A 23367-nucleotide genomic window follows, 5' to 3' on the forward strand; every position below is an offset into this window, starting at 1 on the left:
GCGGCGCCGCATCGGCCCGGCGCCGCGTCAGCACGACGCCCCAGAACGCCCGTACAGAGCCGAACGGGGCGTACGGCCCTCCCTGGGGACGCCGGAGGGCACCGGGGCGCCGCAGGGCGCCTCACAGCGCCCGCACGGGCGGTGTGCGCGGGGATGAAGGCCCCCGGATGCGGTTCCGGGTATGCCGAAGGGCGGCCGCCCCGGTCAGGACGGCCGCCCTTCTTGTTTGCCTTGGGGACTTACTTACCCTTGGCGGCTTCCTTGAGCTTCGAGCCCGCGGAGACCTTCACGCTGTAGCCGGCCGGGATGTTGATCGGGTCGCCGGTCTGCGGGTTACGAGCGGTGCGAGCGGCACGGTGGGTGCGCTCGAAGGTCAGGAAGCCGGGGATGGTGACCTTCTCGTCGCCCTTGGCGACGATCTCGCCGACGGTCTCGGCGAGGGCGGCCAGAACGGCGTCGGCGTCCTTGCGGGTCACCTCGGCACGGTCGGCCAGGGCGGCCACCAGCTCACTGCGGTTCATGTTTGTACTCCCGTGTTCTTCTTGCCTGTGAGGCGTGAGATCGAAGCCGATGCTGCCAGGGCCCTCTGACAGTCCCCGGACCCGGGTCTGCTGTCAGACCCTCGCGCCCGAATACGCATCCTGCCCCCACCTGCGGCGCTAACGCCAATCCGGAACCCCTCGGCGTCACACGAAAAGCACCACTGATTGCCCGTGATGACGTTCCGTCGACTTGTTGGAGCGGTCCGCAGCGGATGCCGGGCCTGTGGGGCTCGCTGCCCGCCCACCCTAAAGGGGCGTTTGGGACGCCGCGACCCGCGACGCGCCGTACGGAGCACCCGGACGTGAGCTACGGCACCGTCCGCAGGAGCCGTGGCCGACCCCCGCGGACGGCGTGTGACAGGGCCGTCGGGACCGAACGGCCCAGGGCACGCGAGCCCAGCATGATCCGAACGAAGGGCCCTCAAGCGGGGTCGGGCGCCGCCTCGGCGACTCCGGCCGCTTTCGCGGCCTCCCTGACGGCTCCCGCGACGGCTCCCGCGACCTTGTCGTTGAAGACCGAGGGGATGATGTAGTTCGCGTTCACCTCGTCCTCCGCGACGACGTCGGCAAGGGCACCCGCGGCGGCGAGCATCATCTCCGTGTTGACGGTGCGGGACTGAGCGTCCAGCAGACCGCGGAATACACCCGGGAAGACCAGCACGTTGTTGATCTGGTTCGGGAAGTCGGAGCGCCCGGTGGCCACCACAGCCGCCGTCTCCCGGGCGATCGCCGGGTCCACCTCGGGGTCCGGGTTCGCGAGCGCGAACACGATCGCGCCCTCCGCCATGGCCGCGACGTCCGCGCCGTCCAGGACGTTGGGAGCAGAGACGCCGATGAAGACGTCGGAGCCTGCGACGGCCTGCTTGAGGGTGCCGGTGACGCCCTCGGGGTTGGTGTTGTCGGCGATCCAGCGCAGCGGGGAGTCCGGGGTGGCGTCCACCAGGTCCTCGCGGCCCGCGTGCACCACACCATGGATGTCGGCGACCACCGTGTGTTTGACACCGGCCGCGATGAGCAGCTTCAGGATGGCCGTACCGGCCGCGCCGGCGCCGGACATGACGACCCGTACGTCACCGATCGCCTTGCCCACCACGCGGAGCGCGTTGGTCAGCGCGGCGAGCACGACGATCGCGGTGCCGTGCTGGTCGTCGTGGAAGACGGGGATGTCCAGCGCCTCGCGCAGCCGTGCCTCGATCTCGAAGCAGCGGGGGGCGGAGATGTCCTCCAGGTTGATGCCCGCGAAGCCGGGGGCGATCGCCTTGACGATCGCGACGATCTCGTCGGTGTTCTGCGTGTCCAGGCAGATCGGCCAGGCGTCGATGCCGGCGAAGCGCTTGAAGAGGGCCGCCTTGCCCTCCATCACGGGGAGCGACGCCATCGGGCCGATGTTGCCCAGGCCCAGCACCGCCGAGCCGTCCGTGACCACCGCGACGGAGTTCCGCTTGATGGTGAGACGCCGCGCGTCCTCGGGGTTCTCGGCGATGGCCATGCAGACCCGCGCCACACCGGGGGTGTAGATCATCGAGAGGTCGTCACGGTTGCGGATGGGGTGCTTGGACGCCATCTCGATCTTGCCGCCGAGGTGCATCAGGAACGTACGGTCGGAGACCTTGCCGAGGATGACACCCTCGATGTCGCGCAGGCCTTCGACGATCTCGTCCGCGTGCGAGGTGGAGGAGGCCGCGATCGTGACGTCGATCCGCAGCTTCTCGTGGCCGGAAGCGGTCACGTCGAGGCCGGTGACCGAGCCCCCGGAGGACTCCACAGCCGTGGTGAGCTGGGAGACCGCTGTGCCGCTCGCGGGCACCTCCAGCCTGACCGTCATCGAGTACGAGACGCTGGGCGCCGTTGCCATGGCCGAGTCCTTCGCTTTCCTGAGCTTCGTTGCCGCACGCAGTCGGGGCTCAGCCCCGCACGTGCGTTCCGATCGTCGCACCTACCGGCCGGTAGCAGGTAATGACTGCCACCTTTCGGAAAGTTTTTTCCACCATACGAGAAGTAATCGTGATGCGTAACCCGTAAACAAGAACAGACCCGCGCCACCAGGAGGTGACGCGGGTCTGTCTTCTTCGAGCTGGATGACACCGGCCCGCCATGCTCGCCTCGCGGCAAGTGGTCGCTCGAAGCGACTAAGGTTGGGCCCGGGGGCTTGGATCGAGCCGGTGCCGTCTCCAGGCTAACAAACACCCCGGAGAAGTGATTCCCGCGCGACGGGTTGACCCCGGAAAAGTACTCCGCACGCGGGAACCGGCCGCCGCCCCTCAGTCCCTCAGCAGGTCGGGGACACCGTCCCCGTCCGGCATGTCGCGCTCCCCCGAGACCACGGTGAGCTGCTGCGTCGCACGGGTGAGTGCCACATACAGAACCCGCAGCCCCGCCGGGGACTCGTCGGCGATCTCCGCCGGAGAGACCACCACCGTGGCGTCGTACTCCAGGCCCTTCGCCTCCAGGCTTCCCAGCGCCACGACCCGCTCGCCGAGCTCCTCCAGCCAGGCGCGGGCCTCGGCGCGGCGGTTCATGGCGACGACCACACCCACGGTGCCGTCCACCCGCGCGAGCAGCCTCCGCGCCTCCTCGCGGACGGTCGAGGCGAGGTCCCCGTCCCGCACCGTCTCGAAGCGCGGTTCGACCCCCGTCGAGCGGACCGCCACCGGGGACTCCATCCCCGGCATGGCCAGCGCAAGCACCTTGGCCGCGAGCTCGGCGATCTCCGCCGGGTTGCGATAGTTCACGGTGAGGGTGAACCGGCGCCGCGGCCGGTTGCCGAGCGCCTCGTCACGGGCCGCTGACGCCTCGTCCGGGTCCGACCAGGAGGACTGCGCCGCGTCACCGACGATCGTCCAGGTCGCGTGCCGGCCACGGCGGCCGACCATCCGCCACTGCATCGGCGTGAGGTCCTGCGCCTCGTCGACGATGACGTGGGCGTACTCGGTACGCTCCGCCGCCAGCCGCTCGGCCCGCTCCCACTGGGTCTCCTCGCGCTGCGGCATCAGCTCCTCCAGACCCGTGAGCTGGTCCAGCGGGCCCGCCTCCCGCTGCCTCTTCGGCCGGGCAGGGGCGCCCAGGAGGGTCTGCAGCTCGTCCAGGAGCGCCACGTCGTGGACGGAGAGCGGGCCCTTGCCGTCCTCGTCCAGCCGCCTCAGCGAACGGGCGAGACGGCGCACCTCGCCCTGGTTGAGGATCCGGCGGGCCCATCGGCCCAGCCGCCGCTCGTCGGAGAGCGCGGCCAGCACCCGGCGGGGGGTGAGCTCCGGCCACCAGGCGTTCAGGAAGGTGAGGAACGGGGTCTCGGTGGACACGTCCTCGTCGAACGAGGAACGCAGCTCCGCGGCCAGCTGCGGGTCGGTGTAGCGGCCCCGGCCGGACGACTTGTTCCAGAGGGCGTCCAGCAGCAGCTTGCGGGCGCGCGGGCGAAGCAGGTTGACCGGCGCGGTGCCGCCGAGGACGTTGTGCCGGATCCGCCGGAGCTCGTCGGCCTCCAGCTCGACGCGCGCGCCGAAGGCCACCACCCTCAGCCGGGTGGGGGTGCCCGCCTCCGCGGGGGCCTCCCCGAACTCCAGCTGCCCCTCCTGGGGGGCGGGCCGGGGCGCGGGCTGCTCAAGCGCCCCGCGGGCCGCCTTGCGCAGCACATGGAGCATCCGGGACGAGCCCTTGATCCTGGCGACGGCGGGCTCGTCGTACGTGGTCGCCCCCTCCGCACCCGCGGCCTCGTCGGAGAGCGAACCGACCGCACGGATGGCGACCTGGCCCTCCTCACCGAGCGAGGGCAGCACCCCTTCGGTGTACGCGACCAGGAGGGGGGTCGGCGAGACGACGAGGATGCCGCCCGCGTACCGGCGGCGGTCCTGGTAGAGGAGGTACGCGGCCCGGTGCAGGGCCACCGCCGTCTTGCCCGTGCCGGGCCCGCCCGAGACCTCCGTGACGGAGGCGGCGGGGGCGCGGATCACCAGGTCCTGTTCGGCCTGGATCGACGAGACGATGTCCCGCATCGTGTGACTGCGGGCCTGGCCGAGCGCGGCCATCAGGGCGCCGTCGCCGATGACGGGCAGCTCGTCGCCCTTCAGCCGGGCGGTCAGCTCCGGACGCATCAGGTCGTCCTCCACCCCGAGGACCCTGCGGCCCTTGGAGCGGATGACCCGACGGCGTACGACCCGGCCCGGGTCCTTCGGCGTCGAGCGGTAGAACGGCGCGGCGGCCGGCGCCCGCCAGTCGATCACCAGCGGCGCGTAGTCGGAGTCGAGTACTCCTATGCGGCCGATGTGGAGGGTCTCCGCGATCTCCGCGGTGCTGTCCTCCCCCACGGCGTCGTCGGCCGCCTCCACGGAGGTGAAGGCGCCGTCCGGGCCGCGTTCGCCGTCCTTGCCGGGCAGCAGGTCGATCCGCCCGAACAGGAAGTCCTCGAACTCACTGTTCAGCCGGTTGAGATGAACTCCGGCTCGGAAGACCTGCGCGTCCCGTTCCGCGAGTGCCCCGGGGGTACCTACCTGGCCCCGTTTACTGGCGTCCTGCATGAGAAATTCCGCCTCGTCGATCTTCTCTTCGAGACGGCGGTAGACCCGGTCCAGATGTTCTTGTTCGACACCGATTTCCCGGTCCCGCAGTGAATCGACAGCGGCATCCTGCGCGGCCACCGAGGCCCCCTTCTGACGTGCATCAAGCAGCCGTCAACCGTACGTGAAAGGGGGCCCCCGGCGCACCTGCCGCCCGGATCGTGTTTCGGGGCCTTTGTGCGGATCAGGGGGCGTCACGGCGCAGCCTTCACGCGGCGCCGGTGCCTGGCCACCCGCTCCCGGTTGCCGCAGACCTCGCTGGAGCACCAGCGGCGGCGCCGCCCCCGCGACGTGTCCAGGTAGAGCCGCCGGCAGGCGTCGCCCTCGCACCGGCGCAGCCCCGCCCGCGCGACCGGGTCCGTGAGCAGGTCCACGGCGTCCCGGGCCACCGCGGCGAGCAGTTCGCCGCACACCGGGTCCGCAATCGGCGCCCGTACGAGCGCTCCGCCCTGGCCGCGCACGGCCCGCAGCCCCGGCGGGGCGGCCGCCGCCAGCGTGTTGACGCGCTCCAGCGCGTTGTCGGCGCTCCCACCGGCCAGTTGGGCCGACATCAGCCGGTCGATTCCCGTACGCAACTGCCGGAAGCGCGCCACCCAGGTCTCGTCGACGGCCGTCAGCGGCGTCCCGAGCGGGACCAGCCGCGAGGCCACCAGCCACTCGGCGAGACGCGCGGGGCGGTCCAGCCGCTCGCAGGCGCCGGAGGCCGCCCCTGTCGCCACCAGGTCCAGACAGACGCGCCCCGAGTCGAACCGCCGGCCGTACGCTCCCGTGCCCGCCGCCATGAGCCTGTCACCGCCTCGGGGGTCACCTGTGTCACCTGTGGGAGAGAGTCATCCCCAGAGTGCCCTCATCCGGCCCGGCCCGGAACCCCTCCTGCCGGGTAGCCCGGGCCGGTCCCGCTCAGCGCTGCGGCGGGCCGTCGTGCAGGATGCGCTGGAACATCCGGTGGTCCTGCCAGGCGCCGTCGATGTGGAGATAGCGCGGCGCCGTGCCGTAAAGCTCGAATCCGCACTTCGCCAGCACCCGCTGCGAGGCCGCGTTGTCCACGACCGTCCCGGCCTCGACCCGGTGCAGGCCGAGCCCGTCACGTGCCGCCTCGCAGACCCGGTCGACGGCCGCCGTGGCCAGGCCCCGGCCCGCCCGGTCGACGTCGATCCAGTAGCCGAGGCGGGCGTTGCGGAACACCCCGTGTTCGATGGAGGCGAGCGTCATCGCCCCCACGACCCGGTCCTCGTCGTCGGCCAGCGCCCAGGGCATCGCACGCCCCGCGTCCCGGTCCGCCAGCAGCGTGGTCAGCCGCTGGAGCTGGCCCTCGGGGGTGTAGAAGGCTTCGGGGCGCACGGGGTCCCAGCGCCGCATGTACGCGCGGCTGCGGGTGAGGGTCTCGGCGAACGAGGCGGCGTCGTCGAGGGTCACGGGCCTCAGCCGGACACCGTCGGTCAGGGGGTGGATGTCATTGATCATCCCCTGACCGTAGCGGCCCTCAGGAGGCGCCGTACTTGGTGTCCGCCGAGGGATCCAGCGCCAGCCGGTAGCCGCGCTTGACGACCGTCTGGATCAGCCGTGGCTCCCCCAGCGCCGTACGCAGCCGGGCCATCGCCGTCTCCACCGCGTGTTCGTCGCTGCCGCTGCCGGGCAGTGCCCTCAGCAGGTCGCCGCGCGAGACCACCCAGCCCGGCTTACGGGCCAGCGTGTGCAGCAGGGCCATACCGGCCGGCGGCACCGGGCGCAGGGCGCCGTCGACCAGCACCGCGTGACCGCGGATCTCGACGTGGTGGCCCGCGACGGGCAGCGCACGGGCCCGCGCGGGCAGCTGGGCGCAGAGAACCTGGACGAGCGGCCCCAGCCGGAAGCGCTCCGGCTGGACGGTGTCGATCCCCTTGGCCTGCAGGGGCAGGGCCGTGACCGGCCCGACGCAGGCGGTGACGACGTCGTGGCCCAGGGCGTCCAGCACCTCCGGGAGCATGCCGCGGGCCTCCGCCCGGTTCAGGTAGGACGCGGCGGCGGGGGCACTGGTGAAGGTGAGGGCGTCCAGGCCGCGGGCGACGGTGACGTCGAGCATGCGGTCGAGCGGTGCGATGTCCTCCGGGGGCATCCACCGGTAGACGGGTACGCCGATGACTTCGGCGCCCGCCGCACGGAGCGACTCCACGAAGCCCGGCAGGGGTTCGCCGTGCAGCTGGAGCGCGATCCGGCGGGCCGGTACGCCTTCCCCCAGGAGCCGCTCCAGGACCTCGGCCATGGACTCCGACTGAGGCGACCACGCCTCGGTGAGCCCGGCCGCCCGGATGGCGCCCTTGACCTTGGGGCCACGGGCCAGCAGCTCTGTACCGCGCAGCAGTTCGAGCAGGTCGTCCCCGATTCCCCAGCCGTCGGCGGCCTCCACCCAGCCCCTGAAGCCGATGGCGGTGGTCGCGATCACCACGTCGGGTGCGTTGTCGATCAGTTCCTTGGTGGCGGCCAGGAGTTCGCTGTCGTCCGCGAGCGGCACGATCCGCAGCGCGGGCGCGTGCAGAACCGCGGCGCCCCTGCGCGTGAGGAGCGTCCCGAGCTCCTCGGCGCGACGGGCTGCGGTCACCCCGACCGTGAAGCCCGACAGGGGCCCGTGCTGTGCGTCGTCGTCGTGCATGGCGTGATACCCGGCTCTCGTCCCGCTGTTGCTCGATGATGCGGAGGACCGAGACTGTCAACCCTGCGTGACAGTCTCGGTTCACCTGTATTTCCCGCCCGTTACGTCGTACGACCTACTGTGGCCATCCTCACACCTCGGCATAGCTGAGCTGGGGCTTCGCGGCCACCGCTTCGGTACGCCGAAGGTATACCGCCCACGTGAGGGTGAAGCAGACGGCGTAGAAGCCGAGGAAGCACCAGAAGGCGGCCGTTCCGGTGCCCGAGGTGGCGAAGGACTGGCGGAACGCGAGGTTGATCGCGAGACCGCCCAGGGCCCCGACCGCCCCGATGAGTCCCATGGCCGCGCCGGAGAGCCGCCGTCCGTACGCCGCGGCCTCCTCGCCCCGCAGGCCCTTGGCGATGCCCTGCGCGTGGAAGATGCCCGGGATCATCTTGAACGTGGAGCCGTTGCCCAGGCCCGTCAGCACGAACAGCGCGATGAAACCGACGAGGAACACCGCCAGCGACTCGATGCCCGAGGCGTAGACGACGACACCGGTCGCGGCGGCCATGGCCGCGAAGTTCCACAGGGTGATCCGGGCGCCGCCGTACCGGTCGGCGAGCCAGCCGCCCGCGGGCCGGATCACGGAACCGAGCAGCGGACCGATGAAGGTGAGCGAGGCGGCCTGCAGCGGGGTCCGGCCGAACTGGGTCTGCAGGACGAGCCCGAAGGCGAAGCTGTAGCCGATGAACGAGCCGAAGGTGCCGACGTAGAGCAGCGACATGATCCAGGTGTGCGGCTCGCGTACGGCCTGGAGCGCCGCCCCCGTGTCGTTCTGGACGGGCCTGAGGTTGTCCATCCGCAGCGCGGCGCCGAGGGCGGCGACGACGATCAGCGGTACGTACACCCCGAGCACGATCCGAGGGTGCGTCGCACCCGCCGTGCTGATCACCAGCAGCCCGATGAGCTGGACGACCGGGACGCCGATGTTGCCTCCGCCCGCGTTGAGCCCGAGTGCCCACCCCTTCTTGCGCAGCGGGAAGAAGGCGTTGATGTTCGCCATCGACGAGGCGAAGTTGCCGCCCCCGATCCCGGTGAGCGCGGCGACGACGAGGAACGTGGTGTACGAGGTGCCGGGCTCCATCACCCAGAAGGCGGCGACCGTCGGCAGCAGGAGGGACAACGCGCTGAAGATCGTCCAGTTGCGTCCGCCGAACAGCGCGACCGCGAAGGTGTACGGCACCCGGACGATGGCGCCGACCAGGGTGGCCGTGGAGATCAGGAAGAACTTCCCGGCGGGGTCCACGCCGTACTCCGGGCCCATGAACAGGACCATGACGGACCACAGGGACCAGATGGAGAACCCGATGTGCTCCGAGAGCACGGAGAACCACAGGTTCCTCCGGGCGACCTTCTCGCCCGTCTCCCGCCAGAAGGTCTCGTCCTCCGGCTCCCACTGTTCGATCCAACGACCGGCCATCACGCGCCTCCACAGGGGGTCGGGGTGTTGTCCTGCCGACGCTAGGGAGTCCGCGTTTCGGTGCGGTGCCGTGAGGTGACCGGTGCGCAACCTTGCTCTCACTCGGCCGCCGGGGGTGCGGTGAGCCGGGCCCGCCGCACCCCTTCGGGCCGGTCAGGCCCGGCGGCCGCGGCCCGCCCCGTTCGGCCACAGGCGGGGCCGGCGCTTGGCGGCGACGTCCTCGACCCAGCCGAACGCCAGTATCGCGAGCCCTATCAGCGGCCAGATCGCGATCAGGACCAGCACCTCGTACGACTGTTCTATATACGTACCGAACGTGTCGCCGAACCACGGGACGGACCAGAGCTCGTCCACGAGATGCGCTGCCGCCATCAGCAGCAGGTTGTGCCACAGATAGATCGTCACGGCCCTGTTGTTGGCCAGCGTGACCAGGCTGTCCCACCCGGCGAGCCTGCCGGGGAGCTTCTGCCAGGACGGGGCGTAGATCAGGAGAATCGCGCAGAAGCCGAGTGACCAGGTGGCCTGGGCGAGCGGGATCTCGTCGAGGTTCCAGCCCTCCGCGGTGAGGTGCCCGGACGCCCACCACAGGCCGAAGCCCATGACGATCGCGGCGGACGACACCGCGATGTAGCGCGGGATCTGCTTGAGCAGCCCGTCGTTGTGTGCGAAGCCCAGGATCCAGCAGGACCCGAACACCGCGAAGTCGACGAGCCCCTCGCCGAAGGTGCCCGGGACCGTGACGAGGCCGGTGCCGATCACGGCGGTGAGGGCGAGCGGGGCGAGCAGCGTGACCCACGGGAGCCTGCGGAACGCCTTCAGCAGCAGGGGTGAGGCGAGCACGAACCAGAGGTAGGCGCGTATGTACCAGAGCGGTCCTGCCGCCTGGTCCGCCCAGCTCAGCTCCAGCCATCCGCCTTCCGAGCCGCTCTCCCAGGGGTACGGAGGCGAGCCGAGCGGGAAGAGGTAGCTGCCGAGCTTGATGAACCACCACAGCCCCTCCTCCCGGACGGGCTTCCAGCTCAGCGCGAACATCACCGGCACGATGACGAGCGAGAACGCCCACATCGGGGGGAGCAGCCTGCGGAGCCGGCTGCGGATGACGCTTCCCGCCGGCCGGGCCAGCGAGCGGGCCATCAGCGAACCGGCGAGGGCGAACATCACGCCCATGGAGGGGAAGAGGACGGTCAGCCAGGCCCAGCCGAAGAGGTGGAAGACGACGACCCGGACCAGGGCCACGGCCCTGAGCAGGTCGAGATAGCGGTCCCTGCCGGGCTTGGCGCGGGGCGCGGAGGCCGCGTCCGCCGGTGCCACGTCCGGAGCCGGGACGGTGGCGGCGGGCACGTGCTCCGGGTACGCGGCGGGCACGTGCTCCGGGTACGCCGCGGGGGCCTGCTGCGGGTACGCGGCCGTGTCGTACTCCGGGTACGCGGCGGTGGCCTGCTCCGCGTACGCGGCCGTGTCGTACTCCGGATACGCGGCGGTGACGGGCGGGACGGGCAGTGGAGCGGTGTGCGCGGGGTCGGCGGGCGCCGGGTAGGCGCTGCCCTGCTGCGACGGCGCCCAGGAGGCGTCGGAGGACGGCCAGGCACCGTCGTCGTATCCGGAGCCGTCCCGCAGAGGCCGGTCGGGGTAGGTCATGCCACCGGCCTCCGGTCCTTGTCCGTGTCCTTGCGGCGGTTCTGTGTGCCGCCCGGCGCCTCCACCACGCCCGTGCGCCGCAGCTTCTGCCAGCGCAGCCGGCCACCGGTGAGAGCGGTGATCCAGGACTGGAGCAGCACGACGTACATCAGCTGCCGGTACAGGATCTGCTGGAGCGGCAGGGAGATCAGATGGGTCATGCGCTCCCGGTCGAGCCGGAAGGCGTACGCGGCGCAGACGGCCTGCACCAGCAGCACGCCGAACCAGGCGGCGACCGTCTTCCCCGTCGGGCCGAAGACCAGTCCGTACAGAAGGAAGACGTCGATGAGGGGCGCCAGCAGGGGAGCGACGACCATGAACAGGGAGACGAACGGCAGGCCCACGCGCCCGAAGCGGCCCGAGGGCCCCCTCTCGATGACGGCGCGGCGGTGCTTCCAGATGGCCTGCATCGTGCCGTAGGACCACCGGTAGCGCTGCGACCACAGCTGCTGCACGGACTCGGGCGCCTCGGTCCAGGCCCGGGCGTTCTCGGCGTAGACGACGCGCCAGCCGTCGCGGTGCAGCGCCATGGTGACGTCGGTGTCCTCGGCGAGGGTGTCCTCGCTCATGCCGCCGATCCGGTCCAGTGCGCCCCGGCGGAAGGCGCCGACCGCACCGGGGATGGTGGGCATGCAGCCCAGGAGGTCGTACATCCTGCGGTCGAGGTTGAAGCCCATCACGTACTCGATGTGCTGCCAGGCGCCGATCAGCGAGTCACGGTTGCCGACCTTGGCGTTGCCCGCGACGGCTCCGACCCTGGGATCGGCGAACGGCTGGACGAGCTCTCGCACGGTGGAGGGTTCGAAGACGGTGTCGCCGTCCATCATCACGACGATGTCGTAGCGGGCGTGCGCGATGCCGTTGTTGAGGGCTGCGGGCTTGCCGGCGTTGCGCTGGCGTACGACCCGGACGTTCGGGATCCACATCGCTTCGACGAGGTCGGCCGTGCCGTCCGTCGAGCCGTCGTCGATGACGATCACCTCGACCGGATAGTCGCTGGCGACCAGCGACCGCACGGTGGCCTCGATGCACTCGCGTTCGTTGTACGCGGGAACGAGGACCGACACGGGCCGGGTGAGCTCCTCGCCCCAGCTGAAGTTCCTGCGGCGCACCTTCCTGGCGTGCAGGAAGGACAGCAGCAGCATCAGCCCGAAGCGGACCATCACCAGCACGCCGATGACCGCGAGCCCCACCACCAGGACACCGGTGATGCGCTCGGAGATCTCCACCGCTCCTACGAACGCCTTGCCCTTCCAGAGCGCGAACCCGGTGACCGGGGTGTGCGCGCTGGGGGCGCCGAGCGCCGACGTCAGGTTGGTGAAGTCGTAGCCGCGCTCCTGCATCTGCGGCAGGAACCTGCCCAGGGCGTCCACCGTCTGGGACCGGTCACCGCCGGAGTCGTGCATCAGGATGATCGCGCCCTTGCCGTGCTTGGGCGTGGCTCGCTCGATGATCGCGTGGACGCCGGGGCGCTTCCAATCCTCACTGTCGGTGTTGTTCACGACGGTGAGGTAGCCGCGGCTGCCGATGTACTGCGTGACCGGCCAGGACTTGTTGTCCATGGCGTCGGAGAACGAGGAGTACGGAGGCCGGAACAGCGACGTACGGATGCCGGCCGCGCCCGCCAGCACCAGCTGGTTCTGGGAGAGCTCCCAGTCGATGCGGCTGGTGGACTGGAAGGAGAGGTCCGGGTGGTTGAAGGTGTGCAGCCCGACCTCGTGCCCCTCGTCGACCATCCGCTTCACCAGGCCCGGGTAGCGCGAGGCCATGGTGCCGGTGACGAAGAAGACGCCGTGCGCGTGGTGCTTCTTGAGCTCGTCCAGGACCTTCGGGGTCCAGACGGGGTCCGGGCCGTCGTCGAAGGTCAGGACGATCTTGTGATCGGGTATCCGGAGCGTCGTGGCGTCCTCGTCCGCCGCGCGGGCGTCGATGACCGGACCGCCGTCGAGCACCTTGTCCGGTACCTGGCTGGTGGGAGCGGGCGCCTGGATCCGGTGGTCGGCGAGGATCTCGCTGTGCACGTATCCGCGCAGCATGAGCATGGCGAGCAGGGCCACAAGAAGGAGTGACGGAAGCAGATAGCGCATGGGAAGTCTGCGCCTGACGGTCCGCTTCTTCTTCCGGTTGTGTCTGCCCCGCGAAACGGGGGGTGTCATCTACTGAGCGCCTTCTTGTGGTTGCACCGCTGATTCCGAAGGGTCCGGGGAGGCCGGCGGACTGTCGTCGACGGACGGCTCGATGGTGGCCGGCGGTGGCGTGTCACCGGTCGGCTGTTCGGTGACCGGGTCGCCCGGGACGACCGGGGCCGAAGAGGTGCCGGTCCGCGGAGGCTTGCTGGACGCGGAGGCCGAGGTGCTCGCACCGGGCGCTGCCGGGCCGGACGCGGAGGCGCCGACAGACGGAGGGGGCACGACGACGCCGGAGGCCGAGGCGCTGGGCGTGGTTTCGGGGCTCCCGGACACGGTGGCACCGGTCGGGGCGGGCCGCACCTCGACCTCTTCCGCGTGCTTCTCCTCCTGCCCGGAGAGCGGCAGCCAGGGAGCGCTGGAGTTTCCGCCGAGCACGGCGACCACGAGCGTCACCGCGTACACCGCGCAGATCGCGGCGAGTACCCAGCCCACGCGCCGGTACGTCTTGCTGCGACGGCCGCTCTCGTCGACGAACACCGGACCGTCGGACGGGTCCGGAGGACTGGGTTCTACGGGCAGCTCGGAGAGCTGCCGGCCGAGTCCGTCCAGTTGGACGGTGACGTCGTTCGGTTCATGCGTGTGCCCGGTTCGGGTACCTTCGCGCCAATTTTCCACAGGTGATTGCACTTCCCCCACTCAAAGAACAGGTGCGCGGGAAATGACTGGAATCGTGCCATCGGACCGGGCCCCCACCCTGTCCGCGCGCCACCTGCCACCGTGCACCCGAAGCATTGAATGTAGCGCACGCCGGCGACCGGCAGCGGGTGGTATCACCGGTTGTTCATGAACAGTGACCCATGAGTGACACATCGGTTTCCGGCAGCCACGAGGCCGGTGGCCGTGCCATCCATCCTTCCGCCCCCGCGAGTTCGGCCGCCGCGGCACGCAACGCGGCCAGGCCGGGGTGGTCGAGGCCCCTGCGCCAGACCATGAGCAGAGGCGACAGCGGCACCGGCCGCACGAGCGGACGCAGCACCGTCCCCGGCAGCGGCGGGAAGCCCGCGACGGCCAGCACGGGGTTCCCCGTCTTCGCCATGACCCGTTGGAATTCGGCCACTCCGACGGCGAGCGGGGCCGGTGGAGCCAGGACGATGTCCCACTCCGCGAAAAGCAGGGTCGCGAGGTCCGTCCACTCGAGCGTGCGCGTATTGCCCGCCCCGGCGTAGACGGTTTCCCCGGTCAGGTCGCTCATGGCGACCTCCGCACGTCCGGCCAGGGGATGACCCTGCGGCAGGAGAACAGCCATCGGCTCGTACCGCACCGGCTGTACGGAGAGCTGCGCGAGCACGGCGGGATCGAGCCCGGCGGCGCGCCCGAAGGAGACGTCGAGCCGCCCCGCGAGCACCTCACCCGCCGCCCAGGACAGCCCGCTCTCGAAGCGCGCCATCAGCTCGCACTCGGGCGCGAGCTCCCGTGCCCTGGCCAGCACCCGGGCCGCCGTCATCCCGTCGGTGTTGAGATCCACGAGCAGCGGACGGTCCGCCGGGTCCGCGAAGGCGGCGGAGAGCGCCGCGTGCGCGTCCAGCACCCGCCGGGCGTGCGGAAGGAGGCGTTCCCCGTCCGGGGCGAGCGACACCTGCCGGGTCGTACGGACGAAGAGCTCCCGGCCCAGCTCGCGCTCCAGCCGGCGGATGTCCCGGCTCAGCGCCTGCTGGGCGACGTAGATCCGGGCGGCGGCCCGGGTGAAGTGCAGCTCCTCGGCCACCGCCACGAAGGCACGCAGGAGCCGGGGATCGATGTCGGACGAGGCCACGGAGACAATTTACAACAGAAGTGCGTCAATGACCTCGGATCAGGTGTTGGACGCCACAGGCCACCGATCCGAGGGTAAGGACGTGCCTCACGAAACCACCACCCCCGGCCCCATCCGCACCTCGCCCGCCCCCGCCCCGTCCAATCCGTACCTGCGGCTGCTCGCCACTCCGGGCACGCGCGCCTTCACGGCGGGCAATCTCCTCGCCCGGCTCCCCATGGGGATGTTCAGCGTCAGCGCGGTCATCATGATCGCCGGGGCGCACGGTTCGTACGCCCTGGCCGGAGCCGTCACCGCGACCGGCCTGGCCGCGACCGCCGTGGTCGCCCCCTGGACGGCGCGCCTCGTCGACCGGTACGGGCAGGCCAGGATCGCCGTGCCCGCCACCGCGCTCGCGGTGCTCGGCTCGCTGTCCCTGGTCCTCTGCGTGCACTACGGCGCACCGGTCTGGACGCTCTTCGCCGCATACGCCGCGACGGCCACCACCCCGAACACCGGCGGCATGTCGCGGGCCCGCTGGTCCCATCTGCACCGGAGCGACCCGGCGGCCCTGCACACCGCGAACTCCTTCGAACAGGCCGCCGACGAGCTGTGCTTCATGCTCGGCCCGGTCCTCGCCGCATCCCTGTGCGGGGCGCTCTTCCCCGAAGCCGGCACGCTCACCGGGGCGGTCCTGCTCATGACCGGTGTCCTGATCTTCGCCGCGCAACGGGCGACCGAACCGCCGGTGGCCCCCCGCACACGGGCGGCCTCCCCCCTGCGCACCCCGGGCATCCCCGCCCTGCTCGCCGTCTTCCTGGCGACGGGGGCGGTCTTCGGAACGATGGAGGTCGTCTCCATCGCCCACGCCGGAGGAGCGATCCTCGCGCTCCAGGCCGGCGGCTCCTGCGTGGCCGGGCTGCTGTACGGGTCGACGCGCCCGGCGGCGGCCGTCGGGCGCAGACTGCTGCACTGCCTGACGGGGATGACCGCCCTGATGTCGCTCCCCCTGCTCGCCGCGGCGACGACCGACTCGCTGCTCTTCCTGGCGGGCTGCCTGCTGCTGGCGGGCGCCGCCACCGCGCCCACCATGGTCACCGGCATGACCCTGATCCAGCGGCTCACCCCTCAGGCACAGCTCAACGAGGGCATGACGCTCGCCGTCACCGCGCTGCTCGGCGGCATAGCGGCGGGTTCGGCGGCGGGCGGCTGGACGGTGGAGCACGCCGGCACGGTGACCGGATACGCGGCGCCGATGTGCGCGGCGGCCCTGGCGCTGGTCATCGCGACGGCGGCGCACACGGTGCGGCGCCGATCAGGGCTCAAGGGGCTGTCATGAGGTTGCGGAGGCCGCTGACCAGGGCGTGTACGTCACGTTCGGCGGGCACCTCCACGGGAGTGTCCGGAGCCGGTGTGCGGCAGGGGCGGCAGAGCCCCGCCGGGAAGGGCTTCGGGCGGTCCGGGTACGCCGCACTCGGTGCACTCCATCATGATGCGGCGAACGGGGGTACTCAGCCTGGCAGTTGTCGGTGCCTCAGGCAGCCGGGCCGGGATCTTGTCGGTGAGCCGACGGCATACGAGGCCGATGGGTGGGCCGACCTGGTCGGGAAGCCCGGCGGTGAGGGCCCGGGTGAGGCAGTCGGCGTTCACACCCCGGTCCAGCCATGCGGTGGCCGGCCCTTCGAGCGCCGTGCGGTCTGCGGCGGACAGGGCCAACCGAGGCTCGCTGCGGCCGAGTCGAGGGCCTGGCACGGAACGAACACAGGCCCTCCCGCATCTACAGGTACGGTGCCTCCTCGGTGTCGGCGTCGTATCGAAGCCGACGCACACCGTTCCGAAAGGAAATTTCAGATGATCAGCCTACGTACACGCTCAACCGGCGCCCCGCGCGGACGACGCAAGCGGACTGCAATGGTGCTGGCCGCGGCCTCGGCCGGCGCGGTGGTGGCCACCATGCTCACCGGCGGATCCGCCAGCGCTGACAGCGGCGGCTCCCTCGCCCTCCCTCTGTCGGCCCCTGGGCGCTACCTCCGGTTGTGCCTGGACGTCCTGGGAGCCTCACCCGCGAACTACACACCGGTTCAGGTCCATGAGTGCAACGGGACCTCTGCCCAGAAATGGAACGAAATCACGCTCAACCGCACTGTCCGGGCCCTCGGCAAGTGCCTGGACGTCCAAGGCGGCGGCACCGCCAACGGCACCAAAGTCGACCTCTACCAGTGCAACGGCACTGCCGCCCAGCTCTGGCTACCCTGGGGGGGCCAGGATGCCCTCTACAACCCTCAGTCCGGCAAGTGCCTTGACGACCCCAACGCGTCCGTCAAACCCGTTCAGGTACAGATCTGGGACTGCAACGGTGGCGTCGGCCAGCAATGGGAGCGAATAGCAGGTTAGCCTCGATTCGGCAGCGGCCGTGATGCCTGATGGGGTTGGCAGTCCGCCCTGTTCATCCCGCATGATCGCGGGTGGGCCGCTTTTGCAGTGCTGGGGATCGCCGTAGCAGATGGGATCTCCTCTCCCGCCGCCTTCGGCACGTCCGGTTCGGCGGGTGGGGACGGGCGAACCGACACCTGAAGGGTGCACGGCGTCCCGTCCCCAACCCAACACCGTCCACGGCCGGGCAAACCAGGGCGCCGAGTACGGCCGGTTCAAGGGCGTCCGCGCCCTGCACCCGCTCCTCGCCACCGGATCATCGGCCGGTCCCGTTGTCGGCAGCGAAGCAGTCGGGCCGGCGCCCGGTCCTCATCGTCTCCTCGCCGATACACGGGCACGCACTGACGACATTCGCTCCATATCCGAGCGCCGCCTCGTAGGAAGGCAACCCCTCGGCATCATCAGCGAGAAGGAGAAGGCCGAGGTACGCAGCTACCTTCGCCTGATGCTTGACCTCTGAGGAGCCCGACCGCGTCCGCACGACGCGAAAAAGCCTCCGCCCCGCGAGAGAACTCGCGGGGCGGAGGCTTACATGGGGTTGTGGAGATGGCGGGAATCGAACCCGCGTCCAACGGTGCGGAACCAGGGCTTCTCCGAGTGCAGTTCGCTGCGCTTTTCTCGGCCCCGGAGGTCACGCGAACAAGCCTCCGACAGGCCCAGTCACTGTTTGATTTCCTTCTAAGCCCCGTGACCGGGCTTAGAAGTTTAGATCCCTTAGTGATGCCAGGATCCGGGTCGGGATCACTCCCGGGCTGACACTCCGCAGAGTCTTCGCTTAGCTGCTAATTAGGCAGCGAGGGCGAAGGCGGAGGAATCGCGCTTGGAATTGGCGATTATTGTTTGCGACATATGGTTTACGAGATCATTGCCGCTTCCTCGACTCGCTTCCCCTGCTTCGACATCCGCTGTCGAAACCGATCATCCCCATGTTGATTTTTCAATCCGCGCACCTTCGCTGAGGTGCACGGCCCATCGTACGTGAACAACGCACGCGGATGCCACTGCATTCCGGCAGCGCCGGGGCGCGGGCCCCGGCCGTGTGGCGGCTACGCGCTGCGCTGGCGCCGGCGGGCCGCCGAGATCGCACGGTTCGTCTCCCGCGTGTCCTGCTTCTCGCGCAGCGTCTGACGCTTGTCGTACTCCTTCTTGCCCTTGGCGAGCGCGATCTCGACCTTGACGCGGCCGTCCTTGAAGTACAGCGCGAGCGGCACGATCGTGTGGCCCGTCTCCTGCGACTTGGACTGGAGCTTGTCGATCTCGGCCCGGTGCAGGAGCAGCTTGCGCTTCCGCTTGGCCGAGTGGTTGGTCCAGGTGCCCTGCACGTACTCCGGGACGTGGATGTTGTGCAGCCACGCCTCCCCGTTGTCGATCTGGACGAAGCCGTCGACCAGCGACGCCCTGCCCATCCGCAGCGACTTGACCTCCGTGCCCATGAGCACGAGGCCGCACTCGTAGGTGTCGAGGACGTGGTAGTCGTGCCGCGCCTTCTTGTTCTGCGCAATCATCTTGCGCCCGGTGTCTTTTTCCTTGGCCATAGTGCGGTCATTTTCGCACTACGACCCACCCCCGAGGCCACTCAATACTGTTTCGCCCCGCTGCTGGGCCTCCGGACCTGCCCCGACGTCCGGCGTGATGCCGGTTCCCTCGACGCTGCGGCCCGCCGGAGTGCGGTAGTGCCCGACGGTCAGTTCGGCCACCGAGCCGCCCGGAAGCTTGCTGGGCAGCTGCACGGAACCCTTGCCGAAGGTGCGCGATCCGACGGTCACCGCCCTCCCCCGGTCCTGCAGCGCGCCGGTCAGCAGCTCGGCGGCGCTCATCGTGCCGCCGTCCACGAGGACGACCACGGGCCGCTCGGTGTCCCCGCCGGACTCGGCGTACAGCGCGTGCTGCTCGCCGTGCACGTCGTAGGTGGCGACGAGCCCGCCGTCCAGGAAGGCGGAGGAGGCGGTGACCGCCTCGTTGACCAGACCGCCCGTGTTGGCCCTGAGGTCCAGGAGGATTCCCGCGTCCCCGGGCACCCCGTCCACGGCGTCGCGGACCGCGGTGCCGGTGCCCTTGGTGAACGCGGCGACCTTGATCAGCACAGCCGATGAGCGGTCCCCGCCGAGCCGCCGGACGCTCACCGGATCCGTGCTGAGCCTGGCCCTGCGCAGGGTCGTGGCCCACGAGTGCCCGCCTCGGCTCAGGCCGAGGACCACCGAGGAGCCTTCCGGCGCCTTCGCCCGGTCTCCGCGCAGCAGCGCGACCACTTCGGCGACGGGGCGCTTCTCGACCGGGCGGCCGTCCACGGTGTGCAGCAGGTCACCCTTGCGCACACCTGCCAGATCCGCCGGCCCGCCCGTGCGGACCCCTGTCACGGTGACCTCACCGCGCACCGAGCGGCGGGCGGAGATCCCCACCCCGGTGTACGAGCCGTCGAGGGCCTGCTCGAACTCCTCGTACTCCCGCTCGTCGTAGACCGCGCCCCAGCGGTCCCCGCTGCGGCTGACGACCTCCTCGGCGGCGTCCGTGCCGGACTTGCCGTCGGCCTCCGCGTCGGCGACCGCGTCCGCGATCTCCTCGCGGTCCACGGAACCGACGGTCGAGGACACCGCTCGGGTCTTTATCTCCGTGCCCGAGCCGTCCTCACGGGGCAGGGACCCGGTGGCCGCGGCGGTGGCCAGCACGCTCGCGAACACCAACGTCAGGGCCGCCCCGCGGTAGATACCTCGGGGTTTCAAATGGTACGTAAGGCCCGGCATGTGGCCGAGTGTAGGACAACGCCCCGGCCGCACACGGTTCGTTGGCCGTATGCGGGACGGGGCGCTCGTCACACCTTGAGGTACTTGCGCAACGCGAAGAGAGCGGCAACCGCGGGCATCAGCAAGCCGATCGCGAGGACCAGCGGGAGCTTCGTGAGAACCGCTTCCCAGCCGATGAAGTCGATCAGGTTCAGCTTCTCCTGGAGGGCGAGTCCGCCGTCGATCAGGAAGTACCGCGCCGCTATCAGGATCACGCAGGCGAGCAGTCCGCCGATCAGACCGGCGAACGCGGCCTCCATGATGAACGGCATCTGGATGTAGAAGCCCGAGGCCCCCACCAGCCGCATGATGCCCGTCTCCCGTCTCCGGCTGAACGCCGAGACACGGACGGTGTTCACGATGAGCATCAGCGCAATGACAAGCATCAGCCCCATCAGGAAGATCGCGGCGACGTTCATGCCGTTCATCAGCCCGAAGAGGTTGTCCAGGATGCTGCGCTGGTCCTGGACGGACTGCACCCCGTCACGGCCGGCGAAGGCCGTCGCGACCACCTTGTACTTCTGCGGGTCCTTCAGCTTGACGCGGAACGACTCCTGCATCTGGTCCGGGGTGATGTTGCCGGCCATCGGCGAGTCGCCGAACTGCTCCTGGTAGTGCTTGTACGCCTGGTCGACCGTCTCGAAGAGGACCGGCTTCTCGACGGCCTCCATCTTCTCCAGGTCGGCCTTGATCTCGTTCTTCTGCTCGGCCGTGACAGCGCCCTTGGCGCACTTGGGCACGTCCTTGGCGTCGTTCTTGTTGCAGAGGAAGATCGAGACGTTGACCTTGTCGTACCAGTAGGTCTTCATCGAGCTGACCTGCTCGCGCATCAACAGCGCACCGCCGAACAGGGCGAGCGAGAGGGCGACGGAGATCACGACCGCGAAGGTCATCGTGAGGTTTCGACGAAGACCGACGCCGATCTCCGACAGGACGAACTGGGCGCGCATGGCGTCCTTTCAGTACTCGAGGCTCAGTGCTGGTAGCCGTAGACGCCACGCGCCTGGTCACGGACGAGACGGCCCTGCTCGAGCTCGATGACGCGCTTGCGCATCTGGTCGACGATGTTCTGGTCGTGGGTCGCCATGATCACGGTGGTGCCGGTCCGGTTGATCCGGTCCAGCAGCTTCATGATGCCCACGGAGGTCTGCGGGTCGAGGTTGCCGGTCGGCTCGTCCGCGATCAGCAGCATGGGGCGGTTGACGAACGCCCTCGCGATCGCGACACGTTGCTGCTCACCACCGGAGAGCTGACCGGGCATCCGGTCCTCCTTGCCGCCGAGACCCACGAGGTCGAGAACCTGCGGCACGGCCTTGCGGATCTCGCCGCGCGGCTTGCCGATGACCTCCTGCGCGAAGGCCACGTTCTCGGCGACGGTCTTGTTGGGGAGGAGCCGGAAGTCCTGGAAGACCGTGCCCAGCTGGCGGCGCATCTGCGGCACCTTCCAGTTGGACAGCCTCGCGAGGTCCTTGCCGAGCACGTGGACCATGCCCTGACTGGCGCGCTCCTCCCGGAGGATGAGCCGCATGAAGGTGGACTTGCCGGAGCCGGAGGAGCCCACCAGGAAGACGAACTCGCCCTTCTCGATGTCGAGTGAGACGTCCCGGAGAGCTGGACGGCTCTGCTTCGGGTAGGTCTTGGAGACGTTGTCGAATCGGATCACGGATGCACCACGGTCGGCCGGGGGTAGGTGAGCGTGACCATACGCGAACCAGACTGACGCGTGCAGTCGGCGTCCGGCAATGAGGGATTTGTGACGGAAAGCGGCATGGCACGAAACGGGGCGTGCCGGACCTGTCCCGGCGGGCCGCGCCGAAACCCACGCGAGCTGGCACAGTGGTAGGGGGAACCGTTGCGTTTCCCGGAGCGTTGTGCGGAGAGAACGTGAATGCGGCTCCCGCCGCGCGGGAGGAGGACTGCGCATGACCTACGACCGACTGGTGTGCGCGAACTGCGCGGCGCCTGTGAACGAGGGCCGCTGCCGTGTCTGCCGGGCGAGCCGGGAGCGGATGCAGGGAGAAGGGCCGTTCGCGGGGCTCAACCCGGCGATGCTGATAGCGCTGATGGTGATCCTGGTGGCCGCTCTGGCCCTGCTGGCACACCAGGCGATCTGAGAACCTGAGCCGGAAGCCTCGCCTCCGCTGTCCGGCGGGCCGAGATGTGCGCGTACGGCCCCCAGGAAGCGTTTCGGTACGCGAAAGGGCCCGGAAGGTCCATGTCGGCTCTTCCGGGCCCTTCAGCGTGCGTCTACGGCCTTCAGGCCGCCGTGCGACCGCCGCCGGCCAGACGCGGCAGGATGCGGAAGCCGATGCCACCGGCGATCATCGTCGCGGCACCGATCAGCAGGAACGTGGTCTCGGCCGCACCGGTCTCGGCGAGCTCGTCCTTGCCCTTGCCCTGCTCGACCGGCTGGTTGCCGACACTGTCCGTGTCGGTGTTGTCACCGGCGTCCGGGTAGGACGGGTCCGAGGGCGCTGCGGGGTCCGTCGGGTCCGAAGGCTCGGACGGGTCCGAGGGCTCACTCGGGTCCGTCGGGTCCGTCGGGTCCGTGGGATCCGTCGGGTCCGTCGGGTCCGTCGGGTCCGTCGGGTCCGTCGGGTCCGTGGGGTCCGTCGGGTCCGTGGGATCCGTCGGGTCCGTCGGGTCCGTGGGATCCGTCGGGTCCGTGGGATCCGTCGGGTCCGTGGGGTCCGTGGGGTCCGTCGGGTCCGTCGGGTCGCCCCCACCCGGGTTGGTCGGGTCGGTCTCGTCGCCGCCGCCCGGGTTGGTCTCGTCGCCGCCGCCCGGGTTGGTGGCGTCGCCGCCGCCCGGGTTGGTGGCGTCGTCGCCGTCGACGACGTTGATGATGTCGTCGAGCACCGTCGCCTGGGCCGCGCCCGCGGCGCAGAGCGAGGCACCCGCAGCGATAACCGCACCAGCGGCTATACGCGCGACGCGGATTCGCGTCTTCTTGGTCATCTGTTGCTACCCCCAGTAGCTGATCTTGTCGATGGAGCAGCCCTATGCGGTCCACGGCCCTGCGGGGTCACACACTCTGCAGGGCCACGCCGTACCGTGGTCATCCCGCCCGCCCCCGTTCACACCTGTCCCAGACATACGCATGCTGCTCTAGCACCCTGTCCAGAGTTAAGGACTACGTCAAGGCGGTTCCGGGGGGATAGAGGGCGCTATGGGGGTTCTTGACAGGTATTCGGAATCACGACTGTGACTCATTCACCACAGCTTCCCCTCAACTCCCCCGCGCCCCCGGCGGGGTGAGAACGCGAAGGGCCCGGACAGGTGGCGGTTTCTAGCGATCGTTGCAACACGTGGTCGGTTGTCTAGGCCGCGAGGAGTTTAGCCAGACGCTCGGCTGGGGTTTCCCAGCCGAGCG

Annotated in this window: 19 protein-coding genes and 1 other RNA gene; 3 read left to right on the forward strand and 17 right to left on the reverse strand. The window is 70.1% G+C overall.

The window, feature by feature from the left end:
• Nucleotides 1-239: 239 nt before the first annotated feature.
• The 11 genes from ACIREO_RS29335 to ACIREO_RS29385 all read right to left on the reverse strand — a co-directional run bounded on the left by ACIREO_RS29335 (nucleotide 240) and on the right by ACIREO_RS29385 (nucleotide 14802).
• A complete protein-coding gene (locus tag ACIREO_RS29335) occupies nucleotides 240-521 on the reverse strand; it encodes an HU family DNA-binding protein (RefSeq protein WP_003968811.1) in 282 nt (93 codons plus the stop codon).
• Between the two features lie 442 nt (nucleotides 522-963).
• Nucleotides 964-2397: an NAD-dependent malic enzyme gene (locus tag ACIREO_RS29340; RefSeq protein WP_404115573.1), complete on the reverse strand. Its 1434-nt coding sequence runs from the start codon at nucleotides 2395-2397 to the stop codon at nucleotides 964-966.
• A 406-nt stretch (nucleotides 2398-2803) separates the two neighbouring features.
• Entirely contained in the window at nucleotides 2804-5173 is a 2370-nt protein-coding gene (locus tag ACIREO_RS29345; protein WP_404115575.1) for a HelD family protein, read from the reverse strand.
• A gap of 113 nt (nucleotides 5174-5286) precedes the next feature.
• Nucleotides 5287-5874: a CGNR zinc finger domain-containing protein gene (locus ACIREO_RS29350; RefSeq protein WP_404115577.1), complete on the reverse strand. Its 588-nt coding sequence runs from the start codon at nucleotides 5872-5874 to the stop codon at nucleotides 5287-5289.
• Between the two features lie 118 nt (nucleotides 5875-5992).
• On the reverse strand, nucleotides 5993-6556 hold the full coding sequence (locus ACIREO_RS29355) for a GNAT family N-acetyltransferase (RefSeq protein ID WP_404115579.1): 564 nt from the start codon (nucleotides 6554-6556) through the stop codon (nucleotides 5993-5995).
• Between the two features lie 19 nt (nucleotides 6557-6575).
• A complete protein-coding gene (locus ACIREO_RS29360) occupies nucleotides 6576-7721 on the reverse strand; it encodes a uroporphyrinogen-III synthase (protein WP_404115581.1) in 1146 nt (381 codons plus the stop codon).
• Between the two features lie 130 nt (nucleotides 7722-7851).
• On the reverse strand, nucleotides 7852-9183 hold the full coding sequence (locus ACIREO_RS29365) for a nitrate/nitrite transporter (RefSeq protein WP_404115583.1): 1332 nt from the start codon (nucleotides 9181-9183) through the stop codon (nucleotides 7852-7854).
• A 153-nt stretch (nucleotides 9184-9336) separates the two neighbouring features.
• Complete coding sequence (locus tag ACIREO_RS29370; protein WP_404115585.1) at nucleotides 9337-10821, reverse strand: acyltransferase; 1485 nt, start codon at nucleotides 10819-10821, stop codon at nucleotides 9337-9339.
• A complete protein-coding gene (locus ACIREO_RS29375) occupies nucleotides 10818-13016 on the reverse strand; it encodes a glycosyltransferase (protein ID WP_404115587.1) in 2199 nt (732 codons plus the stop codon). Before ACIREO_RS29375 ends, ACIREO_RS29370 begins: the two co-directional genes overlap by 4 nt.
• On the reverse strand, nucleotides 13017-13664 hold the full coding sequence (locus ACIREO_RS29380) for a hypothetical protein (protein WP_404115589.1): 648 nt from the start codon (nucleotides 13662-13664) through the stop codon (nucleotides 13017-13019).
• Nucleotides 13665-13830: 166 nt separating this feature from the next.
• A complete protein-coding gene (locus ACIREO_RS29385) occupies nucleotides 13831-14802 on the reverse strand; it encodes a LysR family transcriptional regulator (RefSeq protein ID WP_404115591.1) in 972 nt (323 codons plus the stop codon).
• Between the two features lie 82 nt (nucleotides 14803-14884).
• Between ACIREO_RS29385 and ACIREO_RS29390 the strand changes: the two genes are divergently transcribed.
• A complete protein-coding gene (locus ACIREO_RS29390; protein ID WP_404115593.1) occupies nucleotides 14885-16120 on the forward strand; it encodes an MFS transporter in 1236 nt (411 codons plus the stop codon).
• A 512-nt stretch (nucleotides 16121-16632) separates the two neighbouring features.
• Entirely contained in the window at nucleotides 16633-17175 is a 543-nt protein-coding gene (locus ACIREO_RS29395) for a ricin-type beta-trefoil lectin domain protein (protein ID WP_404115595.1), read from the forward strand.
• A 577-nt stretch (nucleotides 17176-17752) separates the two neighbouring features.
• Here ACIREO_RS29395 and ssrA read toward each other — a convergent pair.
• The 5 genes from ssrA to ftsE form a co-directional block, all read right to left on the reverse strand.
• Nucleotides 17753-18140, reverse strand: a transfer-messenger RNA (tmRNA) gene (gene ssrA / locus ACIREO_RS29400).
• Between the two features lie 120 nt (nucleotides 18141-18260).
• Entirely contained in the window at nucleotides 18261-18749 is a 489-nt protein-coding gene (gene smpB / locus ACIREO_RS29405; protein WP_404115597.1) for an SsrA-binding protein SmpB, read from the reverse strand.
• 18 nt (nucleotides 18750-18767) lie between these two features.
• Nucleotides 18768-19955, reverse strand: coding sequence for a S41 family peptidase (locus ACIREO_RS29410; RefSeq protein WP_404115599.1), 1188 nt, complete (start codon nucleotides 19953-19955; stop codon nucleotides 18768-18770).
• A gap of 68 nt (nucleotides 19956-20023) precedes the next feature.
• Nucleotides 20024-20944 (reverse strand): permease-like cell division protein FtsX, encoded by a 921-nt coding sequence (gene ftsX / locus ACIREO_RS29415; RefSeq protein ID WP_404115601.1) that lies wholly within the window; start codon nucleotides 20942-20944, stop codon nucleotides 20024-20026.
• 23 nt (nucleotides 20945-20967) lie between these two features.
• Nucleotides 20968-21657, reverse strand: a complete 690-nt coding sequence (gene ftsE / locus ACIREO_RS29420; protein ID WP_031100680.1) for a cell division ATP-binding protein FtsE — start codon at nucleotides 21655-21657, stop codon at nucleotides 20968-20970.
• Between the two features lie 259 nt (nucleotides 21658-21916).
• On the opposite strand from ftsE, the gene ACIREO_RS29425 reads away from it, so the two are divergent.
• Nucleotides 21917-22108, forward strand: coding sequence for a hypothetical protein (locus ACIREO_RS29425; RefSeq protein ID WP_404115603.1), 192 nt, complete (start codon nucleotides 21917-21919; stop codon nucleotides 22106-22108).
• Nucleotides 22109-22250: 142 nt separating this feature from the next.
• Here the strand turns inward: ACIREO_RS29425 and ACIREO_RS29430 are convergent, their stop codons facing one another.
• Nucleotides 22251-22952 (reverse strand): LPXTG cell wall anchor domain-containing protein, encoded by a 702-nt coding sequence (locus ACIREO_RS29430; RefSeq protein WP_404115605.1) that lies wholly within the window; start codon nucleotides 22950-22952, stop codon nucleotides 22251-22253.
• Between the last annotated feature and the right edge of the window lie 415 nt (nucleotides 22953-23367).

The organism is Streptomyces sp. NPDC102441 (genome assembly GCF_044765585.1).
Lineage (GTDB): Bacteria > Actinomycetota > Actinomycetes > Streptomycetales > Streptomycetaceae > Streptomyces.

Excerpts from the sequence above, each read along its gene's own strand:
- ACIREO_RS29335 (WP_003968811.1), bottom strand. The coding sequence starts at position 521 with ATGAACCGCAGTGAGCTGGTGGCCGCCCTGGCCGACCGTGCCGAGGTG.
- ACIREO_RS29340 (WP_404115573.1), bottom strand. The coding sequence starts at position 2,397 with ATGGCAACGGCGCCCAGCGTCTCGTACTCGATGACGGTCAGGCTGGAG.
- ACIREO_RS29350 (WP_404115577.1), bottom strand. The coding sequence starts at position 5,874 with ATGGCGGCGGGCACGGGAGCGTACGGCCGGCGGTTCGACTCGGGGCGC.
- ACIREO_RS29355 (WP_404115579.1), bottom strand. The coding sequence starts at position 6,556 with ATGATCAATGACATCCACCCCCTGACCGACGGTGTCCGGCTGAGGCCC.
- ACIREO_RS29360 (WP_404115581.1), bottom strand. The coding sequence starts at position 7,721 with ATGCACGACGACGACGCACAGCACGGGCCCCTGTCGGGCTTCACGGTC.
- ACIREO_RS29365 (WP_404115583.1), bottom strand. The coding sequence starts at position 9,183 with ATGGCCGGTCGTTGGATCGAACAGTGGGAGCCGGAGGACGAGACCTTC.
- ACIREO_RS29370 (WP_404115585.1), bottom strand. The coding sequence starts at position 10,821 with ATGACCTACCCCGACCGGCCTCTGCGGGACGGCTCCGGATACGACGAC.
- ACIREO_RS29375 (WP_404115587.1), bottom strand. The coding sequence starts at position 13,016 with ATGACACCCCCCGTTTCGCGGGGCAGACACAACCGGAAGAAGAAGCGG.
- ACIREO_RS29395 (WP_404115595.1), top strand. The coding sequence starts at position 16,633 with ATGATCAGCCTACGTACACGCTCAACCGGCGCCCCGCGCGGACGACGC.
- smpB (WP_404115597.1), bottom strand. The coding sequence starts at position 18,749 with ATGGCCAAGGAAAAAGACACCGGGCGCAAGATGATTGCGCAGAACAAG.
- ACIREO_RS29410 (WP_404115599.1), bottom strand. The coding sequence starts at position 19,955 with ATGCCGGGCCTTACGTACCATTTGAAACCCCGAGGTATCTACCGCGGG.
- ftsX (WP_404115601.1), bottom strand. The coding sequence starts at position 20,944 with ATGCGCGCCCAGTTCGTCCTGTCGGAGATCGGCGTCGGTCTTCGTCGA.
- ACIREO_RS29425 (WP_404115603.1), top strand. The coding sequence starts at position 21,917 with ATGACCTACGACCGACTGGTGTGCGCGAACTGCGCGGCGCCTGTGAAC.
- ACIREO_RS29430 (WP_404115605.1), bottom strand. The coding sequence starts at position 22,952 with ATGACCAAGAAGACGCGAATCCGCGTCGCGCGTATAGCCGCTGGTGCG.